Below are 17828 nucleotides of genomic sequence, written 5' to 3'. Positions count from 1 at the left end.
TAAAAAATGAAAACTGTTTCCGTTATTATTCCTACCTATAATAGAGATTTCTTCATAAAATTAACCCTGGAAAGCTTTGTAATACAAAACTATCCCAATATGCTCGAAATTATTGTAATTGATAATAACTCAACAGACAATACATTAGCGGTAGTAAAAGAATTGTCTGAAAAATATCCAATAATAAAATATTTCGAGGAACCAAGGCAAGGTGTTCATTATGCACGTAATTCGGCAATAAAATACGCAAAAGGTGAAGTATTATATTATACAGATGACGACATGATTGCGGAACCTGATTTGTTAACGAACCTGGTTCAAACTTTCGAACTGAATGATAAAATTGCAGTGGTAAGTGGACGGGTATTGCCAAAATGGGATATTCATCCTCCAGACTGGGTACTAAAATATTGCCTAAATTCTTACTTAAGCCTCAATTTAGATGAAACTCCTTTAATCATTTCCGATCAAATGATTAATATTTTTAGCTGTCATGAAGCAATTTTAAAAGAGGCAATAATAAAGGCCGGAGGCTTTAATCCAGAAAACACCAAAGGCGAATGGATAGGTGATGGAGAAACAGGGCTATCCATAAAACTTCTTGATCTGGGTTATCTGCAAGCATACAATGGTTTATCTGTCATTAACCATATTATTCCAAAAAGCAGAATGACGCAAAGTTATATAAATAAAAGATTCGCAAACCAGGCTAACTGCGATAGTTTTACAATTTACAGGGCTGCCAATGGGTTGAGCAATTCAAAACTATTCAATAACATTTTGAATAATTTTATTGCTGTCTTATATAAATCTTTAGCTACACCTTGGCACTTCATAAGAGCCAAAGATAATTGGAGAATTACAATGGCCCAGGCTTTTTACCACAAAAACCGCATTGCTTACGACATTAAGTTGATAACCAGACATCAAATGAGGAATCTTGTATTGAGAGATAACTGGATTGACCAAACCTAATTAAATGAAAGATAGTATAACGCGAAAGTGCACTACGTTCTTTATATTGGTAATCAACCGGAAACTGCATGTTTAGAGATTATAGCGTTAAAAGTTTATATATATATTATAGGCTTAATCATTGAAAAACAACATCCTAAATTATTCATTTATTTGAATGTACTCATCCCCAGAAATCTTAGTGAATATGCAGTAAATTGGACCGCATATCCTTATATTCAGATATGTAACAATACAGAAAAATAAGGATTAAAAATTTTGGTGGTATGAAACGATTACTTCTCCTAATGGAATTGATCATGTGAGGGATGATATTAACGAAAATTATGGTGAACTCCGGACCTCAGAACTTCCCAAAATTCAATACAGATTATATTATAACTGTTGATGCAGATTTTAAAGCATTAAACGCAGAACTTTAACTTCATCTACTGCTTACTTTACAAAACCCGGATAGTAAATTTATTTTAATCAAGCTTAACTATGATAGAAAGTGTTACCGTAAATGGACTATTACTCGCACTGATCATAAGGTCAAATTTCCATCGGGAAGGGATAACTTTCTTCACCCCGCAAGATTACTCTCAACAGCTTGGCTATATGAATAGGCCAAAAGGTTATATCATCGAGCCCCATGTACATAAATTGGTAGAGCGGAAGGTTACGCTTACTCAAGAGGTGCTATATGTTAAATCAGGCAAAGTACGTGTAGATTTTTATAATAATGACCAGGTTTATCTCGAAAGCAGAATAGTGGAAACGGGAGATGTAATTTTACTTTCGGCTGGTGGACACGGCTTTGAAATGTTAGAATCATCAGAGCTCATAGAAATTAAACAAGGTCCGTACTGTGGCGATGAAGACAAAGTGCGTTTCGACCATATTCCTAACAACATCAAATAATGAGCGAAAATTTTAGACTTTATAGTCAATATTACGACCTTCTTTATAAAGACAAAAACTATGAAGCAGAAGTTGATTATTTGGATGACCTGATTAAACAATATGGTTCTGATAGTAAAAAAATCCTAGAATTAGGTTCAGGAACAGGCAAACATGCAAACCTGCTATCAGCAAGAAGTTACCAGATTCTTGGTTTAGAGCGCAGTCAGGAGATGGTTGATATTGCGAATCGGTCAAAAGCAATTAATGTTGACTTTAAAGTAGCAGATATTACCAATTTCGAAATTGGCCAATTCTTTGATATTGCTTTGTCACTCTTTCACGTTATCAGTTATTTAACCAACAATCAAAGCTTAATTGATACATTTAAAAATGTACATCGTCATTTAAATTCGGGCGGTCTGTTTATTTTTGATGTTTGGCATAGTGTAGCAGTAAACTTTCAAGTTCCAGAAAAGCGAACCAAAATACTTCAGGATCAAAATATAGAAGTTACTAGAAATGCAAATCCAGTGATACATCACGAATTAAATATTGTTGAGGTCAATTATGATATTACAGTAAAAAACCTTAGCGACGGTTCGACTCATTTCTTTCAAGAGCAGCATCCAATGAGGCATTTCAGCAGACCAGAAATAGAACTACTAGCTTATGCAACAGGATTTAAACTTATTCACAGCGAAGAATTTCTAAGCAAGAATACGCCCACAGGCGACACCTGGGGCGTATGTTATATTTTAAAAAAATTATAATGCATCCGATACCCGTTAACACTCCCCTACTTAGAGGCAATGAATTAAAATACCTAACTGAGTGTATTGAAACAGGCTGGATCAGTAGTGAAGGGCCTTTTATTAATAAATTTGAGGAGCAGTTTAGTAAATATATTGGTAGTTCGTACGGAATTGCGGTTAGTAGTGGTTCTGCAGCCTTAGACATTGCCATGAAGGCCTTAAACATTGGCCGGGGAGACGAAGTAATTATGCCTACGTTTACTATTATCTCTCCAGCTCAATCTCTGGTTACTGCTGGTGCATTGCCAGTTTTAGTAGATAGTGATCCATTGACATGGAACATGGATGTTACACAGATAGAGGCTAAAATAACTTCCAGGACCAAAGCCATTTTAGTGGTGCATATTTATGGATTACCGGTGGATATGGATCCAATAATAGAAATAGCTAAAAAACATAAGCTCAAAATAATTGAAGATGCTGCCGAAATGCATGGACAAACCTACAAAGGTAAAATGTGTGGCAGTTTTGGCGATATCAGCATTTTTAGTTTTTATCCAAATAAACATATTACTACTGGCGAAGGTGGCATGTTATTAACCAATGATTGTGAGCTGGCTGAAAAATGTAAGAAACTAAGAAATCTTTGTTTTGAGCCAAATGGCCAACGATTCGTTCATTATGAACTTGGCTGGAATTACCGCATGACTAATCTTCAAGCAGCAGTGGGATTGGCACAATTAGAACAAATTACTTCTTTTCTAGAAATGAAAAAAGCTATGGGGAAAGCTTATCAGGTAGGATTAATGCCTTTAAAAAATAGGGCATACCAATTACCGTTGGCTAATACCCTTTATAGCGAGAATATTTATTGGGTATTTGGCTTAGTAGCACCAACGCAAGAGGAAAAAGAAAATATGATAAATTATCTAACTGATCAAAAAATTGGTACCCGTCCCTTCTTTTGGTGTATGCACGAACAGCCCGTATTTCAGAAAATGGGATTATTTAAAGGTGAAAAATATCCGATAGCAGAGAAATTATCAAGAAACGGTTTCTATTTACCAAGTGGTTTGGGCTTGAATACTGATGATCAGCAAATCGTAATTGAAATTGTTAATGGATAAACCCTTTAAAGTTGGTATTTGGATAAATGAAGATGATTTACCTGAAGTTGGTGGTGGATTCTCTTATACACAACGATTAGTACAGGCAATCAATGAAAAAAAAAATTCGGACAACCTGGAAGTTGTGTTTATTGGTTACAATTTGAAAGGACATTATAAAAAGAATAGCATTAATCTTAACAATCGAGAAAATTTCTTTTATAGAAAAATGTTGAATTTCTTCCATAAATATTTCTCGATAAATTTGAAGAATAAGTACCTTAAAAGAAACAATATTAATAATATTGATCAACTTAATAAAAGTGGAATAGAATTAATTTTCTACCCTAATCCTTATGTTCAAATAGCTAATTTCCCTTACATAATGACTTTATGGGATCTTGGCCACAAAAGCACATATTCATTTCCTGAGTTAAATGCTAATGATGAATATGAACAGAGAGATTATAGCCTCAATAAAACATTAAACAAAGCAATTTTTATCTGTTGCGAATCAAAAGCCGGAAAAGAGGAACTTGTAAAATATTATAACATTAACGAGCAGCAAATCCGAATCCTCCCCATGTTTCCAAGCATAATTGTTGAAAGTGTAATCTCCAGTGAGAAGCCTAAATGGATAAGCTTCGAAAGATTCTTTTTATATCCTGCACAATTTTGGCCTCATAAAAATCATTATAATCTTTTACTGGCTTTCCAAAAATTTATTCGTGAGAAACCTGATGTTAAACTCGTTCTAACGGGTAGCGACAAAGGCAATTTAAATTACATTTCCAAACTTATAGGAGATCTACGCATTGAAAAAAATGTTATAATTACAGGTTTTGTTCGTAACGAAAATTTGAAGTGGCTCTATTTACATTCAAATGGGTTAGTTTTCCCATCCTTTTTAGGCCCGACAAATATGCCTTTATTAGAAGCCTTTTATCTAGGTTGTAATATTGCCTGCTCACAACTTAATGGGCATGTAGAACTTTTAAGCCAAAATGCAATTTATTTCGATCCTCTTTCACCTGATTCGATAAAAAACAGCATGGATAAGCTATTAAAAATGAATAAAAAAACTGATAATGTTTTTTTTCAAATGGATTCTATTGTATCTAAACTCGAAGAAATTTTAGAAGACAGTATTTCTGTACGAAAAACTTGGGGACAAACCTATAATTGAAATATACTATCATAAACAAACAATCAAAGGTATTAAGTAAATTGATATGTCTGGTAAAATAATTGATTGGCCTAGAATATCCATCGTAACTCCTAGTTATAACCAGGGAAAATATATTGAAGAAACCATTTTATCAATTTTAAACCAGAATTATCCAAATTTGGAATATATAATTATCGATGGTGGGAGCGATGATGAGACATTGTCAATAATAAATAAATATAATGATAGATTATCTTATTGGATAAGCGAAAGGGATAATGGGCAGGCAGATGCTATAAACAAGGGATTAAAACTTTGCACGGGTCAAATATTTAATTGGATAAATAGCGATGACCTATTAGCCGAAGGAGCATTGAAAAATATCGCAATAAATTTTATCCAAAATCCAGATGCAAAAGTTATCGCTGGAGGTTGTGCGATTATAATAAGTAAAGAAATAGTCGAATATGAATATAATAAACAGGATTTAACATTCAAGGGATTAATTAGCGAGAAATCTAATTTTCAGCAACCTTCACAATGGTTAAATTTAAATGTAATAGACTGCAAAATCAACTCTAACTTACACTATTCCTTTGATTGGGATTTACTACTTCGTTTAAATCTCAAAGAAAATGATATTTTTTATACTAATAAATTACTCGCTTATTTTAGGCATCATCAAGAAAGTAAAACAAGTCTCTACGAATTAAAATTTAAAGAAGAAAAAATTCAAAGTGTTAAAGACTTTAGAAAGACTCACCTTAATAAATTTTTAAGCCTTTACCTCTATGAGATAAAATTTCTTGCTTATGTCGAAACGGTAAAACAAATTCAAAAAAAATCAGGCCTATTTTCTTTATTATTAAGGCATCCCAGCTTTTTATTTAGTAGATTTTATATTAGCTCACTCATAAAATCTACATTTAGAAATCCATTATATTGATATATGTCAAAAATTGAGATCTCCTTTATAATTTGTACCAGAAATAGATTGCCATTTTTAAGACTTACATTATCCAATCTTATTGACAATATTCAGGCTAATGAAGAAATTGTAGTAGTTGATGGGAATAGTACCGATGGTACACAAGATTATTTACAAGAGCTTTTCAATAACGGGCAAATCAATTATTATATTAGTGAAGTAGATAGGAATCAGGCACACGGATGGAATAAAGCGATGTTACTAGCAAAAGGCATAATTATTAAAAAAATAATTGATGACGATATTTTCGACTATAAATCTATAAGAAAATGTGCAAGGTATATGATCGATAATCCAAAGATTGACGTAATCATATCAAATGACCTAAGCGCTACATTAAGCAATTATAAAGAAATACAGAAACATAGCAGACTATTTCACTTTGATCAATGGAGAACGGGATTAAAACCCTCATTTACCTTTGGTGATGTGCATATGCTCATTAGACGCACAGCGCTTTCCTTCATTGGTTTATATAACACGGGATATATAATGATCGATTGGGAATATTCTCTACACATTAGCTATCTTCAAGCTAATATTACATATTACACAGGTTTTAATGCACTATCTGTTTATCACAACCAAAGTATATCTGCATTAAAGAATAAAAAAAATATTACTGACCAAGGAAATAGAGCATCTATTTTCTATGAATATGCCGGAGATGGAGCCGAAATTTCCCTATGGTCTAAAATCAAAATCGGTATTGGAAAATACTTCGATAAGCAAAAAAAAAATAAAATAGATAAATACACAGCAACAGATATTAAGCAAATAGCTGCTATTTATCAATACCTTCAATCTCAACTGGAAATGCAAAATCTCGATCCAGATTTTAGATTTATCCAAAAAGATGATTAGAATAGCTGTTTTCGTTGAGTTAAAGTCACATTCGTTATCTTAATTAAAACGATCTTGAAGATCTGTTGCCTAAATTAAAATCAATAAATTTTTAATATAAATATGGAAGATTTACCTTGGACTGGTGAACGTTTGGTTACCTATGTAGAAAACTACATCATGATTGAACATCTACACCGCTATAGTATTATTATGGATTTGGTAAGAGATAAAGTTGTGCTAGACATTGCGAGTGGCGAAGGATATGGAAGCAACTTGATATCTAATGTTGCGACCTTTACATATGGAGTAGACATCGACGAAGAATCGATAAAACATGCCAATACAAAATATCAAAAGAAAAATCTGAGCTACAAACATGGGGCGGCGGATCAGATTCCCTTAGAGGATGCTTCCGTTGATATAGTCGTAAGTTTCGAGACACTGGAGCACCATGATAAACATGAAGAAATGATGTCTGAGATTAAAAGAGTTTTAAAACCTGGTGGAGTTCTAGTAATGTCTACCCCTGAAAAAGTAATCCCAGAAAACAATCACTTTCATGTTAAGGAATTGACGAATATAGAATTTAAACATCTAATCTCTAGATATTTCAAAAATCAATCATTTTATTTTCAAAGGATAGTAATGGGTTCTTTGATTGTTCCTCAAGAAAAAGAATTTACTCTTTTTAGTTATCATGGTGGGACTTATGACGAAGTTTCGAGACATGATAACATGAAAGATGCAATCTATAATATTTGCATTGCATCTGACACCTCTCTACCAACAATTGGCAGTAGCTATTTTGAAGGTGAAAAGATATTGATTGATAGCTTGTTAAAGCCTTATCAAAATTCAAGACTATACAGACTGAGTAATTGGATAAAAAAGAAACTCAAATAAACATTCGATTAAAAAAATGATTTCTATAATTATTTGTTCAATCAGCAATGAATTTTACAATCAAGTATCTGCAAATATTAAAGCTACAATAGGTGTAGAGTACGAGCTTATTCAAATTGATAATAATATTAAAAATTATGGCATTTGCAAGGCGTATAACATAGGCGCTGCGCAAGCGAAGAGTTCTATGTTATGTTTCATGCATGAGGATATTCTGGTTAAATCGACAAATTGGGGGAAGGAAATTCTTGATTTTTTTGAACAAAACGAAAAGATTGGAGTAGTTGGTATTGCAGGTTCTACATTTAAATCAATAGTACCAAGCATATGGGCTCAAGGACTTTATCAAACAGATTATCTAAATCTTATACAACATTATAATACAGGTAAATCTCTCATTAATCCAGATTATCCTAGTAAGTGGAACCAGGTTAAAACATTGGATGGAGTTTTACTTTTCTGTCCTAAAAAGATTTGGGAAGAACATCCTTTCGATGAGAAGAATTTTGACAAATTCCATCTATATGATTTAGATTTCTGCACCCAGGTAGGTCAAAAATACAAAGTTTACGTATTTACCAACATGTTGATTGAGCACTTTTCTTCGGGACAGCTAAATAAAGAGTGGGTAGAATATTCGTTAAAATATGCCGATAAATGGAAACACTTACTACCACTTGGTAATCTCTCTAAAAAACAACAACATGATATAGAATGGCGCAACAGAAAGATTCTGTTTTTTCGAATGAATATCCTTGGTTATCCACCATTAAAAATTATAAAAGTATTTTTTTCTTATAAATTCCTGGTTAATACTTCTTTTTGGAAAGTTTTAAACTTTTGTATTAAACTTCTTGCTCATAAAATGGGTATAATTAAGGCTCCAAAATATTATTAATTGAAAAAAAAAATTTACATAAAGTGTCAAAACGGAATTAATCTTCAAACAGCAAAGAAAGAAATCTTTTCAGAATTACTCAATGAATTTGAGTTTATCCATTCCGAGAAACCCGATTTTATACTTTTTGGCCCATACGGAAATGATCTCCCGGCAAAAGGAGACTATACTAGAATTGGTTATTTCTGTGAGAACATTATTCCAGATTTGTCTGTTTGTGAATGGGCTTTCGGAATTCCGGAAGAGAAGGAAATCGGGGATTCACGATATAAGCGAATTCAATGGCATGGCCTTGACCCGCAAATTCTGATAAAAAGCGATAACGAGGACTTTGCCAAACTAATTAAATCAAAAACTAAATTTTGCAATTTCCTTTATTCAAATCCAGTAAAATATCGGGAGAGTTTCTTCAAACAATTGTCAACATACAAACACATAGACGCTCCAGGCAAATCAATGAATAATATGGCATCTATTGATGAACTGTATAAAGGGGATGTCTGGGAAAGAAAGCGTCAATTTCTAACACCATATAAGTTTACAATTGCTTTTGAAAATTATATGTACCCAGGGTACCAAACTGAAAAACTTTACGACACTATGCAAACAGGTAGTATACCTATCTACCTTGGCGACCCAAACATTGGGGAAATATTCAATACCAAAAGTTTCATAAATGCTTCAGAATATTTAAATTTTAAAGACAGTAGAATAATTAGTTTTTTGGAAAAAAAAGCACAGCAAAACTTTGTAGATATTCGTCCACAGTTTTACAAAAGCTTGCCAATAAGATTAAGACGAAAAGTTAAGAGCTGGGGCAGACAATTAAAAATGACACTACAAACCAATCAACTTGATTTCTCTCCATTAATTGATCGAATTATTGAAATTGATAACGACCCAGATTTGTATCTAGCTTATCTAAGAGAACCGTGGTTTAAAAACAACAGGGTTCCTGAAGATACAACAAACCATAAACGATGGTTAAAAATTTTTAATGGAGTTAGCCACTAAATTTAACTTTGGTATCCAATATTTAAGAGGTATTGCGGCAATTAGTGTTGTGCTTTGCCATTACAGTATGGCGCTCAGCCAACACCAAAGCCTGAAAAATTTATTCAACTATGGTCAGTTGGGGGTACAAGTCTTTTTTTTTATCAGCGGCTATGTTATTCTCCTTTCTATGCAGAAGTTAAATTATCGCACGACATTATTTCCTAAATTTATTTTGCGAAGATCTATACGGATAGATATTGTTTACATTACAGTAATTATATTAACACTAATGACATTTAGTTTATTATATAGATTTTCACTATTTAATGGTAAAGTTATCCCTTTTAATATTTTTCAGTTTTTAGCACATATCTTTTACTACATCCCTTTTACAAAGTATGAATATTATAACCACGTGTTTTGGACACTGTCTATAGAATTTCAATTTTATATTCTCATTGGGTTATTTTATTTCCTAAATAAATCTAAACATTACAAAGTCTGGTTTTTATGTATTCTTGGGTTAAGTTGTTTTTTAAATTTTACAAATGATTATTATCTTATAAATACCTACGCCCCATATTTTTCGATTGGAATGGCAACTTTTCAATACCAGTTTGGCCAAAACAAAATTTTCCTATTATTAATAGTCCTTTTTTTAGGAATGATTATATACTTAAGCGGATGGCTTTTAGGACTTCTTATATTACTTTCAATTCTGATAGTTTTGTATACCCATAAGAAAAATATTTATTTAAATTATCTAGGTAAAATATCTTACTCACTCTACCTTACACACCCATTAATTCTGGTTTATTCACATGGTATTATTAAAAGGCTGTGGCCTTCTTTACTTCATTTTGAAATTTGGATGTTGCTACTCCATGTAATAGTGGCTATAGCAGCTGCATCAATATTTTTTTTGATTGTTGAACGCCCATCAATAAAGCTGTCGAAAAAAATTAATTTCTCTGCTTGATGCCCCAACTTGTATCCATTATTATCCCCACCTTTAATTCAGCAAATTTTATAGAGGCATGTATAAAATCGGCTCTTAATCAATCTTATCCATATATCGAAGTCATTGTTGTAGATGATGGTTCTGAAGACAACTCTTTTGAACTTGCACAAAGGTATGTAAAGCTCGGGGTTAAAGTTTTCAAACAGATTAATAAAGGAGCCAGTGCAGCTAGAAACTTTGGGCTTAAACATGCTAACGGTACATACATTCAGTTTTTAGATGCAGACGATTTGTTGGCAGAGAATAAAATTGAATTGCAGATGCGCGAATTATTAAAACATCCCAACTCTATTTCTTTCGGCGACTGTATTAACTTTAAAATATCACCAACCGCTAAACATAATATTGTAAATAGCCATATCGCACGTAAAATTAAATTTATTGAAACTCCTAAAAATTTTATCAAAAAACTTTACGGAGTAATAGATAATCTTCCAGCTGGTATGGTAGAAATCCATTCTTGGTTATGTCCAAAAAACATTATTGAGAATGCAGGAAGATGGAATGAAACTTTAAGTGTTGATGATGATGGAGATTTTTTTCTTCGAGTGATTTTAAAGGCTAAAAAGGTAATATATGTTCCAGAAAGTTTAGTATACTACCGTAAGCATGAATTTGGAAGTCTTTCTAATGCTAATGGAAGAAAAAATATTGCTGCATCGATAAAAAGTGTAAACTGCAAAGCGGAGACTTTGATAGGCTATTATCCCAATGACATGGAATTTAAGACGATGATTTCTGATGCATTTTGGCAATTGGCTGTAAGGGCGTATCCGGAATTTAAAGACCTCAGTCAGACAAGTATTAAATATGCGCTTAAAATTCTTGGAGAAAAACGTATACCAAAACTTTATATTGGAAATCACTTTTTTGATTTTATAGCAAATCAACTACACTGGAAGCTGGCTCGAAACCTACAATACCTTAAACAAAAGTATATTTCGTAATTAATGATTGCAATAATAAGCTCTACACTAGTTCCTCCTGCAGCTACTTCGGAAACCAAATATCGAAACTTCATTTCTAATGACCAACGATTGAAACAGACTGAAGCAACGATTAATTCCCTAAAAGAATTTACCAATATTTATGTTTTTGACAATTCTTTTCCCTTTATATCAGAAAGGGAAAAAGATAGATTAAAACCAGCCAGGTTATGGTCAATAGATGTGTTTCCCTATCAAAATAAAGGTCTTTCAGAAATTTATTTGTTATTACTCGGGATTAGAAACCTACCGGATAACGTACCTATTTTCAAAATTTCTGGCAGATATATTTTGACTGAGCAATGGGATTTTAAAAATTTAAAAGATTTTGATTTTGTTGGAAAGTTCGATGGTCCAAAAACCATTTCTACCCGAGCTTATTACTTCAGGAACAAAAATATTCTTCACGAAGTTTTGATTTGCGCACTAAACTTTATGTATGCCTATTCTTCAAGAATTGTTGGTCCTACAAGCTTCATTAGAGTTTTAAAAAATGCAATAAATCTAAGCCCTGAAGATAATGTTTTTTGCCCAACAATCTCTATTGAACGTGCTATGGGCGAAGCTATACATGTGCTATCTCTAAATACCCAAAACCTTAAAAAGCTTTACATAGCAGGCATTTCAGGTAATCCTGATGACAAACTAAAAATGATCAATGAATAAATTGCATATTTTTTACGAAGAAATAGAAGCAGATAGGTGGATAAGATATGATCGTTATCCGCGTTCAATAATTAGAAGATTAATACGTGGAAAAGCACCAGTAAGCGGAGTAAAAAGATGGTTTGTAAATTTAATTCACGGTTTAGATGAAATTGGACATCCGTATGAAATTAATAACTACCAGGCATTAAGAAAGGACCCTACGAAATGGGCATTAGTAGTTGGAAGGCCACATGTAATAGACAAAATACCAACACACACCTCTATAATTTATGGTCCAGCATTACCGTCACATCCTACTGATTACGATTTCTGGGACGATAGCAACCTAAAACACCTTCTGGCACCATGTGAATGGATGAAAATACTCTATGAACGAGATTTACCGAATAAAAAAAACATATCAGTATGGCCAAGCGGTATTGAAACAGAAAAATGGATGCCAACAAAAAAAAAAATTGGAGATAGATCGAGAATTCTAGTCTATGATAAAATAAGATGGGATTATAATTATTTAGAATCTACCTTTTTAAAACCCATATTAAATGCTTTAGATCAAAAACAAATCACGATAGAATACATCAGATATGGTAATTATAAGGAGGATGAATACCATAAATTATTAAGTAAAGTTGATGGAATGATTTTTTTATGCGAGCATGAAACTCAAGGTTTTGCGTATCAACAAGCTTTATCCACAAACACTCCAATATTGGCTTGGGACAGAGGTGGCTTTTGGCAGGACCCTGACTATTTTCCAGATGTTGTAAGCTTTGAAGGGGTGAGTTCAGTACCATACTGGGATAAACGTTGCGGTGAGAAGTTTAAAAATTTAGAAGAATTTAATGATCGTTTAGATCTGTTTTTAACTGGTATTATACAAAGAAGATATACACCAAGAAGTTATATTGTAGAAAATTTAACGCTCAAATCGCAAGCTTTGGCATATGTTCAGCTCACCAATAGTATTATCGCCAGAACAATAAAATGAAAATCCTCTTAATAATGGATCCTGGCATTCCCGTCCCACCCCCACTTTATGGTGGGCACGAACGCCTTGTGTATATGTTTGCCGAAGAATATAAAAGACTGGGACATGAAGTTACGCTACTTGCTGGGCCAAATTCCAAAATTTCCGGCCAAACTATTGTCTTTGGCATTAATAATCTTAAACGTTCTAAATTCCAGAAGGTTAAAGAGCTTTTCAGTGTCTGGAAATACCTTTTTATACAAAGAAACCAATTTGATTTGATTCATAATTTTGGACGTCTCGCTTATTTATCACCAGTTCTAAATAGTCCTGTAAAAAAAATAATGACCTATGGGAGATCAGTAGCTCAAAAAGGGATTAAATTGGTTGTCGGTTTACCAAATAAAAATCTAATTTTCACTGCTTGCAGCAATTTTTGTGTTTCTACCGGAAATGTGGCAGGGGCTTGGAAAACAGTTTACAATGCTATCGATTTCTCCCAATATAGATTAGTAGAAAAGTTCGAGGAACATGCTCCACTAATGTTTTTAGGCAGGTTGGATCGGGTAAAAGGTCTCCATCATGCTATACAAGTAGCTTTAAAATCAAATCACAGATTGCTAGTCGGTGGTAATATTCCAGAAACGCCAGATAACTATAAATATTTTAAAGAAGAAATAGAGCCGTTATTTGATGGGAAACAGATTCTTTACCTTGGTGCGTTAAACGACATAGAAAAGAACAAATATCTAGGAAAAGCAAAGGCATTACTTGTTCCCATTGAGTGGGATGAACCTTTTGGGATGGTAATGGTTGAAGCGATGGCGTGTGGCACCCCGGTAATTGCTTTTAAAAGAGGATCAGTCCCTGAAGTAATTGAAGACGGTATTACAGGGTTTATAGTGAAAGATAAAAATGATATGATAGATGCCCTTTCTAAACTAAAAAATATTGATAGAACAAAATGTAGATATACGGCACTTAAGAGGTTTGATGTAAGCGTAATAACTAATGATTATCTTAAAATAGCTAGAGATGATATATAAAATGATAAGAAGGCTTATTCCGAACAGATTTGTAAATAATTTAAAAAACCAGTTTGGCGTTCCTAATCAAAAATCCAGTCTATTAAACTTAAAAAAGTTAGGATTTAATCCGGTAAACATACTGGATATCGGTGCATATGAGGGTAACTGGGCTTTAGAAATGAAATCAATATTCCCAAAATCAAATATATTGATGATTGAAGCTCAAGAAGCCAAAAGGGAAATTCTGCTAGAAAAATCTAAACTTATTAAAAATTCTTCTGTTGTGATTGCCCTACTAGGTGCCACAGAAAAAGAAGTTGAATTTAACATTTACGAAACTGCCAGTTCAGTATATAAAGAGGATAATAAAACTAATGCTAAAATATGATATATAAAATGATAAGAAGGCTTATTCCGAACAGATTTGTAAATAATTTAAAAAACAAGTTTGGCGTTCCTAATCAAAAATCCAGTCTATTAAACTTAAAAAAGTTAGGATTTAATCCGGTAAACATATTGGATATTGGTGCATATGAGGGTAACTGGGCTTTAGAAATGAAATCAATATTCCCAAAATCAAATATATTGATGATTGAAGCTCAAGAAGCCAAAAGGGAAATTCTGCTAGAAAAATCTAAACTTATTAAAAATTCTTCTGTTGTGATCGCCCTACTAGGTGCCACAGAAAAAGAAGTTGAATTTAACATTTACGAAACTGCCAGTTCAGTATATAAAGAGGATAATAAAACTAATGCTAAAATAAGCACCATAAAACTATCTTTACTAGATGATATTGTTGCAAAAAGCCATTTTGAAACCATTGATTTTATTAAACTTGATACTCAAGGTTATGAATTAGAAATACTAAAGGGGGCATCAAATGTGTTACAATCCGCCCAAATTGTATTAATGGAGGTTTCACTATTAGGTATATATAAAGATGCGCCTCTTGCACATGAAGTAATTCTATATATGAAAACCAAAGGTTTCGTTTTATATGATATCTGTTCGTTGATGAAAAGACCTTTCGATAACGCCCTATTCCAGGTTGACTTTTTATTTATGAAGGAAGATCATTCATTAAGGTCTTCAACACGTTGGTCTTGATGCAAAAAAAAATTGTTCTGGTTACTTCAGGTCAACCATCACTAAATCCGCGTCTTGTAAAAGAGGCTGATACTTTGGCTAATTGTGGCTATGATGTTACTGTTGTTTATTTATATTGGAATGATTGGGGAACAAAATTTGATAGTGATTTACTGCGAACTAAAAATTGGAAAGCAGTATGTGTAGGGGGCAATCCGCAGACAAAAAAGTGGCTCTATTGGAAAAGTAGGGTAAAACATAGACTTGCAAACCTAATAGCGTCTTTAGCTGGCTTTAAGTATATGCTTGGTGAATATTCGATTTCTAGAGGCACCTCAATTCTAATCAGTAAAACAAAAAAAATAAAGGCTGATTTATATATCGCCCATAATTTAGGAGCGATACCCGCCGCGGTAGCTGCAGCGAATTATAATAAAGCAAAATGCGGTTTTGATGCTGAAGATTTACATAGGTTTGAGATGAGTAATGATAAAACAAATTACGATGTAAGACTAAAAGCGTTTTTGGAAGAGAAATACTTTACTAAAACAAATTACATAACAACTAGCAGCCAAACTATTGCTAATCAATATAAAATATTCTTTCCTCACTTAAAATTTAAAACTATACTCAATACTTTTCCAAAACAGTTGCTTTCATTGCCTAATAGCTTAAATAGTCCCCTAAAACTTTTTTGGTTCTCACAAACAATAGGTATTTCAAGAGGAATACAAGATATATTCAGAGCAATAAAAATATTAGAAGAGCAGGAGATTGAACTCCATCTGCTAGGTAAAATTAATAATCAAACAAAATTAGACTTTGACCGCTTAATTAACAGCCTAAAATTTGACAAAAGACCAAAAATTTTCTTTCATGCCCCCCTTCCACCTCATTGTTTATTTGCTTTTGCAAATCAATTTCATATTGGTTTATGTTTAGAGCCGGCATTTTCAAAAAATAACGACTTAGCATTAAGCAACAAAATATTCACATACATTCAAGCTGGTTTAGCCATTATCGCGTCTGACACTTCCGGGCAGAAATGGCTGCTAGAAAATTACCCCGAAATGGGTTCGATTTATAAGAGAAATAATCCCAATCAATTGGCAATTCTTATTCAGAATTATCTTTCAAATCCAAAACTATTAAAAATGCATCAAGCTCAGGCTTTGGAATATGCTAACCATCAACTAAACTGGGAACAAGAGGAACAAAAATTTATAAAAATTATAACAGATACTATTGGTGAGTAAAAAACTTCTAATTATTTCACCTTATTTCCCACCTTGCAATGCAGCAGATATGCAGCGAATCAGAATGAGCTTGCCTTATTTTCAGAAGTATGGCTGGGAACCAGAAGTAGTTGTGGTTGAAGAAACCTATAGTGATATGATTACCGATCCTCTGCTTTTGACTTCTATTCCAAAAGAAATAAAAGTGCATAAAGTAAAAGCCTTTTCAAAAAAATGGACCAGCAAATTTGGATTAGGAAGCATTGCTTTAAGGTCATTATATTTTTATAGAAGAAAAGTAAACAAACTTTTAAAGAGCAACCATTTTGATTTAATCTACTTTTCAACAACTCAATTTCCCGTGTGTATTTTAGGCGCATTCTGGAAGAAAAAGTTCGGCATTCCTTATGTTATTGATATTCAAGACCCCTGGCATTCTGAGTACTATCAAGATAAGCCAAAGTCTCAACATCCAAAAAAACATTGGTTCTCTTATCGGTTAAATAAATATTTAGAACCTATAGCCATGCGAAATGTAGATGGCTTAATCGGTGTCTCTGAAGCATACATTAATACATTAAAAACCAGATATCCTAATTTAGTGCACAACCCCTGCAGCATTATAACATTTGGCGCACATGAACCAGATTTTGACATTGCAGAACAAAATTTATGCTTATCTGAATCTGTTTACAATACGGATAATGGAAAAATTAATCTGGTTTATGTTGGCCGTGGCGGCTTTGATATGCAACAATCAGTGAGTTTATTATTAAAAGTTTTTAAAAAAGGAATAGATCAGGATGTTGATGCATTTAAAAACGTACATTTCCATTTTATTGGAACCAGTTATGCACCAAATGGAAGTGGTATTCCAACACTTATGCCAATTGCAAACCAACTAGGTCTTGCAAACTATGTTTCGGAATATACAGATCGAATTGGTTTTTATCAAAGTATAAATCACTTACTCCGCGCTGATGGTTTAATTGTTGCCGGATCAAATGACCCCGCTTATACTGCTTCTAAGCTTTATCCTTACATTTTAGCAAAAAAAAACATATTAGCAATTTTACACCCCAAAAGCAGCGCGGCTCAAATAATTGAAGAATGTAATGCTGGCTTTTTAACCACATTGGATAGTGATATAGACCAGGCATTTGTTGTGTTTAAATTGTATTTTAATAATGTAAAACTGAAGGCTCACCCATTAACCAATTGGCAAGAGTTTGAGAAGTATAGGTCAGATGATCTGACAAAAAAACAAATTGACCTTTTTAACAGCATACTATCAAATAACTAGGTTGATAAAACCAGCC

The 17828-nt window shown here is 33.0% G+C and carries 19 protein-coding genes; all 19 read left to right on the top strand.

Features of this window, described 5'->3' with window-relative positions; genetic code table 11:
• Nucleotides 1-6 precede the first annotated feature (6 nt).
• The 19 genes from KYH19_RS01705 to KYH19_RS01615 all read left to right on the top strand — a co-directional run bounded on the left by KYH19_RS01705 (nucleotide 7) and on the right by KYH19_RS01615 (nucleotide 17812).
• Nucleotides 7-975, top strand: coding sequence for a glycosyltransferase family 2 protein (locus tag KYH19_RS01705; RefSeq protein WP_219077344.1), 969 nt, complete (start codon nucleotides 7-9; stop codon nucleotides 973-975).
• Between the two features lie 483 nt (nucleotides 976-1458).
• The gene (locus KYH19_RS01700; RefSeq protein ID WP_132395170.1) at nucleotides 1459-1878 is read left to right on the top strand and encodes a hypothetical protein; all 420 of its coding nucleotides are present in this window, start codon (nucleotides 1459-1461) and stop codon (nucleotides 1876-1878) included.
• A complete protein-coding gene (locus KYH19_RS01695; protein WP_219077343.1) occupies nucleotides 1878-2630 on the top strand; it encodes a class I SAM-dependent methyltransferase in 753 nt (250 codons plus the stop codon). Before KYH19_RS01700 ends, KYH19_RS01695 begins: the two co-directional genes overlap by 1 nt.
• Nucleotides 2606-3739, top strand: coding sequence for a DegT/DnrJ/EryC1/StrS aminotransferase family protein (locus KYH19_RS01690; RefSeq protein ID WP_219077342.1), 1134 nt, complete (start codon nucleotides 2606-2608; stop codon nucleotides 3737-3739). The genes KYH19_RS01695 and KYH19_RS01690 overlap by 25 nt, the downstream gene beginning before the upstream one ends.
• Nucleotides 3732-4904, top strand: coding sequence for a glycosyltransferase family 1 protein (locus tag KYH19_RS01685; protein ID WP_219077341.1), 1173 nt, complete (start codon nucleotides 3732-3734; stop codon nucleotides 4902-4904). Before KYH19_RS01690 ends, KYH19_RS01685 begins: the two co-directional genes overlap by 8 nt.
• 46 nt (nucleotides 4905-4950) lie before the next feature.
• A complete protein-coding gene (locus KYH19_RS01680; protein ID WP_219077340.1) occupies nucleotides 4951-5832 on the top strand; it encodes a glycosyltransferase family 2 protein in 882 nt (293 codons plus the stop codon).
• A gap of 3 nt (nucleotides 5833-5835) precedes the next feature.
• Complete coding sequence (locus tag KYH19_RS01675; RefSeq protein WP_219077339.1) at nucleotides 5836-6738, top strand: glycosyltransferase family 2 protein; 903 nt, start codon at nucleotides 5836-5838, stop codon at nucleotides 6736-6738.
• A gap of 102 nt (nucleotides 6739-6840) precedes the next feature.
• Nucleotides 6841-7623, top strand: a complete 783-nt coding sequence (locus KYH19_RS01670) for a class I SAM-dependent methyltransferase (RefSeq protein ID WP_219077338.1) — start codon at nucleotides 6841-6843, stop codon at nucleotides 7621-7623.
• 16 nt (nucleotides 7624-7639) lie between these two features.
• Nucleotides 7640-8521 (top strand): glycosyltransferase, encoded by an 882-nt coding sequence (locus KYH19_RS01665; RefSeq protein WP_219077337.1) that lies wholly within the window; start codon nucleotides 7640-7642, stop codon nucleotides 8519-8521.
• On the top strand, nucleotides 8522-9535 hold the full coding sequence (locus KYH19_RS01660) for a glycosyltransferase family 10 domain-containing protein (protein WP_219077336.1): 1014 nt from the start codon (nucleotides 8522-8524) through the stop codon (nucleotides 9533-9535).
• Nucleotides 9519-10496 carry an acyltransferase gene (locus KYH19_RS01655; protein WP_219077335.1) on the top strand — a complete coding sequence of 326 codons (978 nt, stop codon included), beginning with the start codon at nucleotides 9519-9521 and terminating at the stop codon, nucleotides 10494-10496. The genes KYH19_RS01660 and KYH19_RS01655 overlap by 17 nt, the downstream gene beginning before the upstream one ends.
• A complete protein-coding gene (locus KYH19_RS01650; protein WP_219077334.1) occupies nucleotides 10496-11485 on the top strand; it encodes a glycosyltransferase in 990 nt (329 codons plus the stop codon). The genes KYH19_RS01655 and KYH19_RS01650 overlap by 1 nt, the downstream gene beginning before the upstream one ends.
• Nucleotides 11486-11488: 3 nt before the next feature.
• Nucleotides 11489-12190 (top strand): hypothetical protein, encoded by a 702-nt coding sequence (locus KYH19_RS01645; protein WP_219077333.1) that lies wholly within the window; start codon nucleotides 11489-11491, stop codon nucleotides 12188-12190.
• Nucleotides 12183-13181: a hypothetical protein gene (locus tag KYH19_RS01640; RefSeq protein WP_219077332.1), complete on the top strand. Its 999-nt coding sequence runs from the start codon at nucleotides 12183-12185 to the stop codon at nucleotides 13179-13181. Before KYH19_RS01645 ends, KYH19_RS01640 begins: the two co-directional genes overlap by 8 nt.
• Complete coding sequence (locus KYH19_RS01635; protein WP_219077331.1) at nucleotides 13178-14206, top strand: glycosyltransferase; 1029 nt, start codon at nucleotides 13178-13180, stop codon at nucleotides 14204-14206. The genes KYH19_RS01640 and KYH19_RS01635 overlap by 4 nt, the downstream gene beginning before the upstream one ends.
• The gene (locus tag KYH19_RS01630; RefSeq protein WP_219077330.1) at nucleotides 14196-14576 is read left to right on the top strand and encodes a hypothetical protein; all 381 of its coding nucleotides are present in this window, start codon (nucleotides 14196-14198) and stop codon (nucleotides 14574-14576) included. The genes KYH19_RS01635 and KYH19_RS01630 overlap by 11 nt, the downstream gene beginning before the upstream one ends.
• Before the next feature lie 8 nt (nucleotides 14577-14584).
• Nucleotides 14585-15295 (top strand): FkbM family methyltransferase, encoded by a 711-nt coding sequence (locus KYH19_RS01625; RefSeq protein WP_219077329.1) that lies wholly within the window; start codon nucleotides 14585-14587, stop codon nucleotides 15293-15295.
• Nucleotides 15295-16530 (top strand): hypothetical protein, encoded by a 1236-nt coding sequence (locus KYH19_RS01620; RefSeq protein WP_219077328.1) that lies wholly within the window; start codon nucleotides 15295-15297, stop codon nucleotides 16528-16530. Before KYH19_RS01625 ends, KYH19_RS01620 begins: the two co-directional genes overlap by 1 nt.
• A complete protein-coding gene (locus KYH19_RS01615) occupies nucleotides 16523-17812 on the top strand; it encodes a glycosyltransferase (RefSeq protein WP_255562529.1) in 1290 nt (429 codons plus the stop codon). Before KYH19_RS01620 ends, KYH19_RS01615 begins: the two co-directional genes overlap by 8 nt.
• Nucleotides 17813-17828: the final 16 nt, after the last annotated feature.

It is taken from the genome of Pedobacter sp. D749 (genome assembly GCF_019317285.1).
Classification (GTDB): domain Bacteria; phylum Bacteroidota; class Bacteroidia; order Sphingobacteriales; family Sphingobacteriaceae; genus Pedobacter.
Note: the sequence above shows the minus strand (reverse complement) of the source record. Positions and strands in the feature narration are given on the sequence as shown.

What these genes read in the sequence shown, in the direction of transcription:
- KYH19_RS01630 (WP_219077330.1), top strand. Translation starts at nt 14,196, where the DNA reads ATGATATATAAAATGATAAGAAGGCTTATTCCGAACAGATTTGTAAAT.
- KYH19_RS01645 (WP_219077333.1), top strand. Translation starts at nt 11,489, where the DNA reads ATGATTGCAATAATAAGCTCTACACTAGTTCCTCCTGCAGCTACTTCG.
- KYH19_RS01635 (WP_219077331.1), top strand. Translation starts at nt 13,178, where the DNA reads ATGAAAATCCTCTTAATAATGGATCCTGGCATTCCCGTCCCACCCCCA.
- KYH19_RS01685 (WP_219077341.1), top strand. Translation starts at nt 3,732, where the DNA reads ATGGATAAACCCTTTAAAGTTGGTATTTGGATAAATGAAGATGATTTA.
- KYH19_RS01670 (WP_219077338.1), top strand. Translation starts at nt 6,841, where the DNA reads ATGGAAGATTTACCTTGGACTGGTGAACGTTTGGTTACCTATGTAGAA.
- KYH19_RS01695 (WP_219077343.1), top strand. Translation starts at nt 1,878, where the DNA reads ATGAGCGAAAATTTTAGACTTTATAGTCAATATTACGACCTTCTTTAT.
- KYH19_RS01705 (WP_219077344.1), top strand. Translation starts at nt 7, where the DNA reads ATGAAAACTGTTTCCGTTATTATTCCTACCTATAATAGAGATTTCTTC.
- KYH19_RS01655 (WP_219077335.1), top strand. Translation starts at nt 9,519, where the DNA reads ATGGAGTTAGCCACTAAATTTAACTTTGGTATCCAATATTTAAGAGGT.
- KYH19_RS01700 (WP_132395170.1), top strand. Translation starts at nt 1,459, where the DNA reads ATGATAGAAAGTGTTACCGTAAATGGACTATTACTCGCACTGATCATA.
- KYH19_RS01665 (WP_219077337.1), top strand. Translation starts at nt 7,640, where the DNA reads ATGATTTCTATAATTATTTGTTCAATCAGCAATGAATTTTACAATCAA.
- KYH19_RS01625 (WP_219077329.1), top strand. Translation starts at nt 14,585, where the DNA reads ATGATAAGAAGGCTTATTCCGAACAGATTTGTAAATAATTTAAAAAAC.
- KYH19_RS01690 (WP_219077342.1), top strand. Translation starts at nt 2,606, where the DNA reads ATGTTATATTTTAAAAAAATTATAATGCATCCGATACCCGTTAACACT.
- KYH19_RS01650 (WP_219077334.1), top strand. Translation starts at nt 10,496, where the DNA reads ATGCCCCAACTTGTATCCATTATTATCCCCACCTTTAATTCAGCAAAT.
- KYH19_RS01675 (WP_219077339.1), top strand. Translation starts at nt 5,836, where the DNA reads ATGTCAAAAATTGAGATCTCCTTTATAATTTGTACCAGAAATAGATTG.
- KYH19_RS01680 (WP_219077340.1), top strand. Translation starts at nt 4,951, where the DNA reads ATGTCTGGTAAAATAATTGATTGGCCTAGAATATCCATCGTAACTCCT.
- KYH19_RS01620 (WP_219077328.1), top strand. Translation starts at nt 15,295, where the DNA reads ATGCAAAAAAAAATTGTTCTGGTTACTTCAGGTCAACCATCACTAAAT.
- KYH19_RS01640 (WP_219077332.1), top strand. Translation starts at nt 12,183, where the DNA reads ATGAATAAATTGCATATTTTTTACGAAGAAATAGAAGCAGATAGGTGG.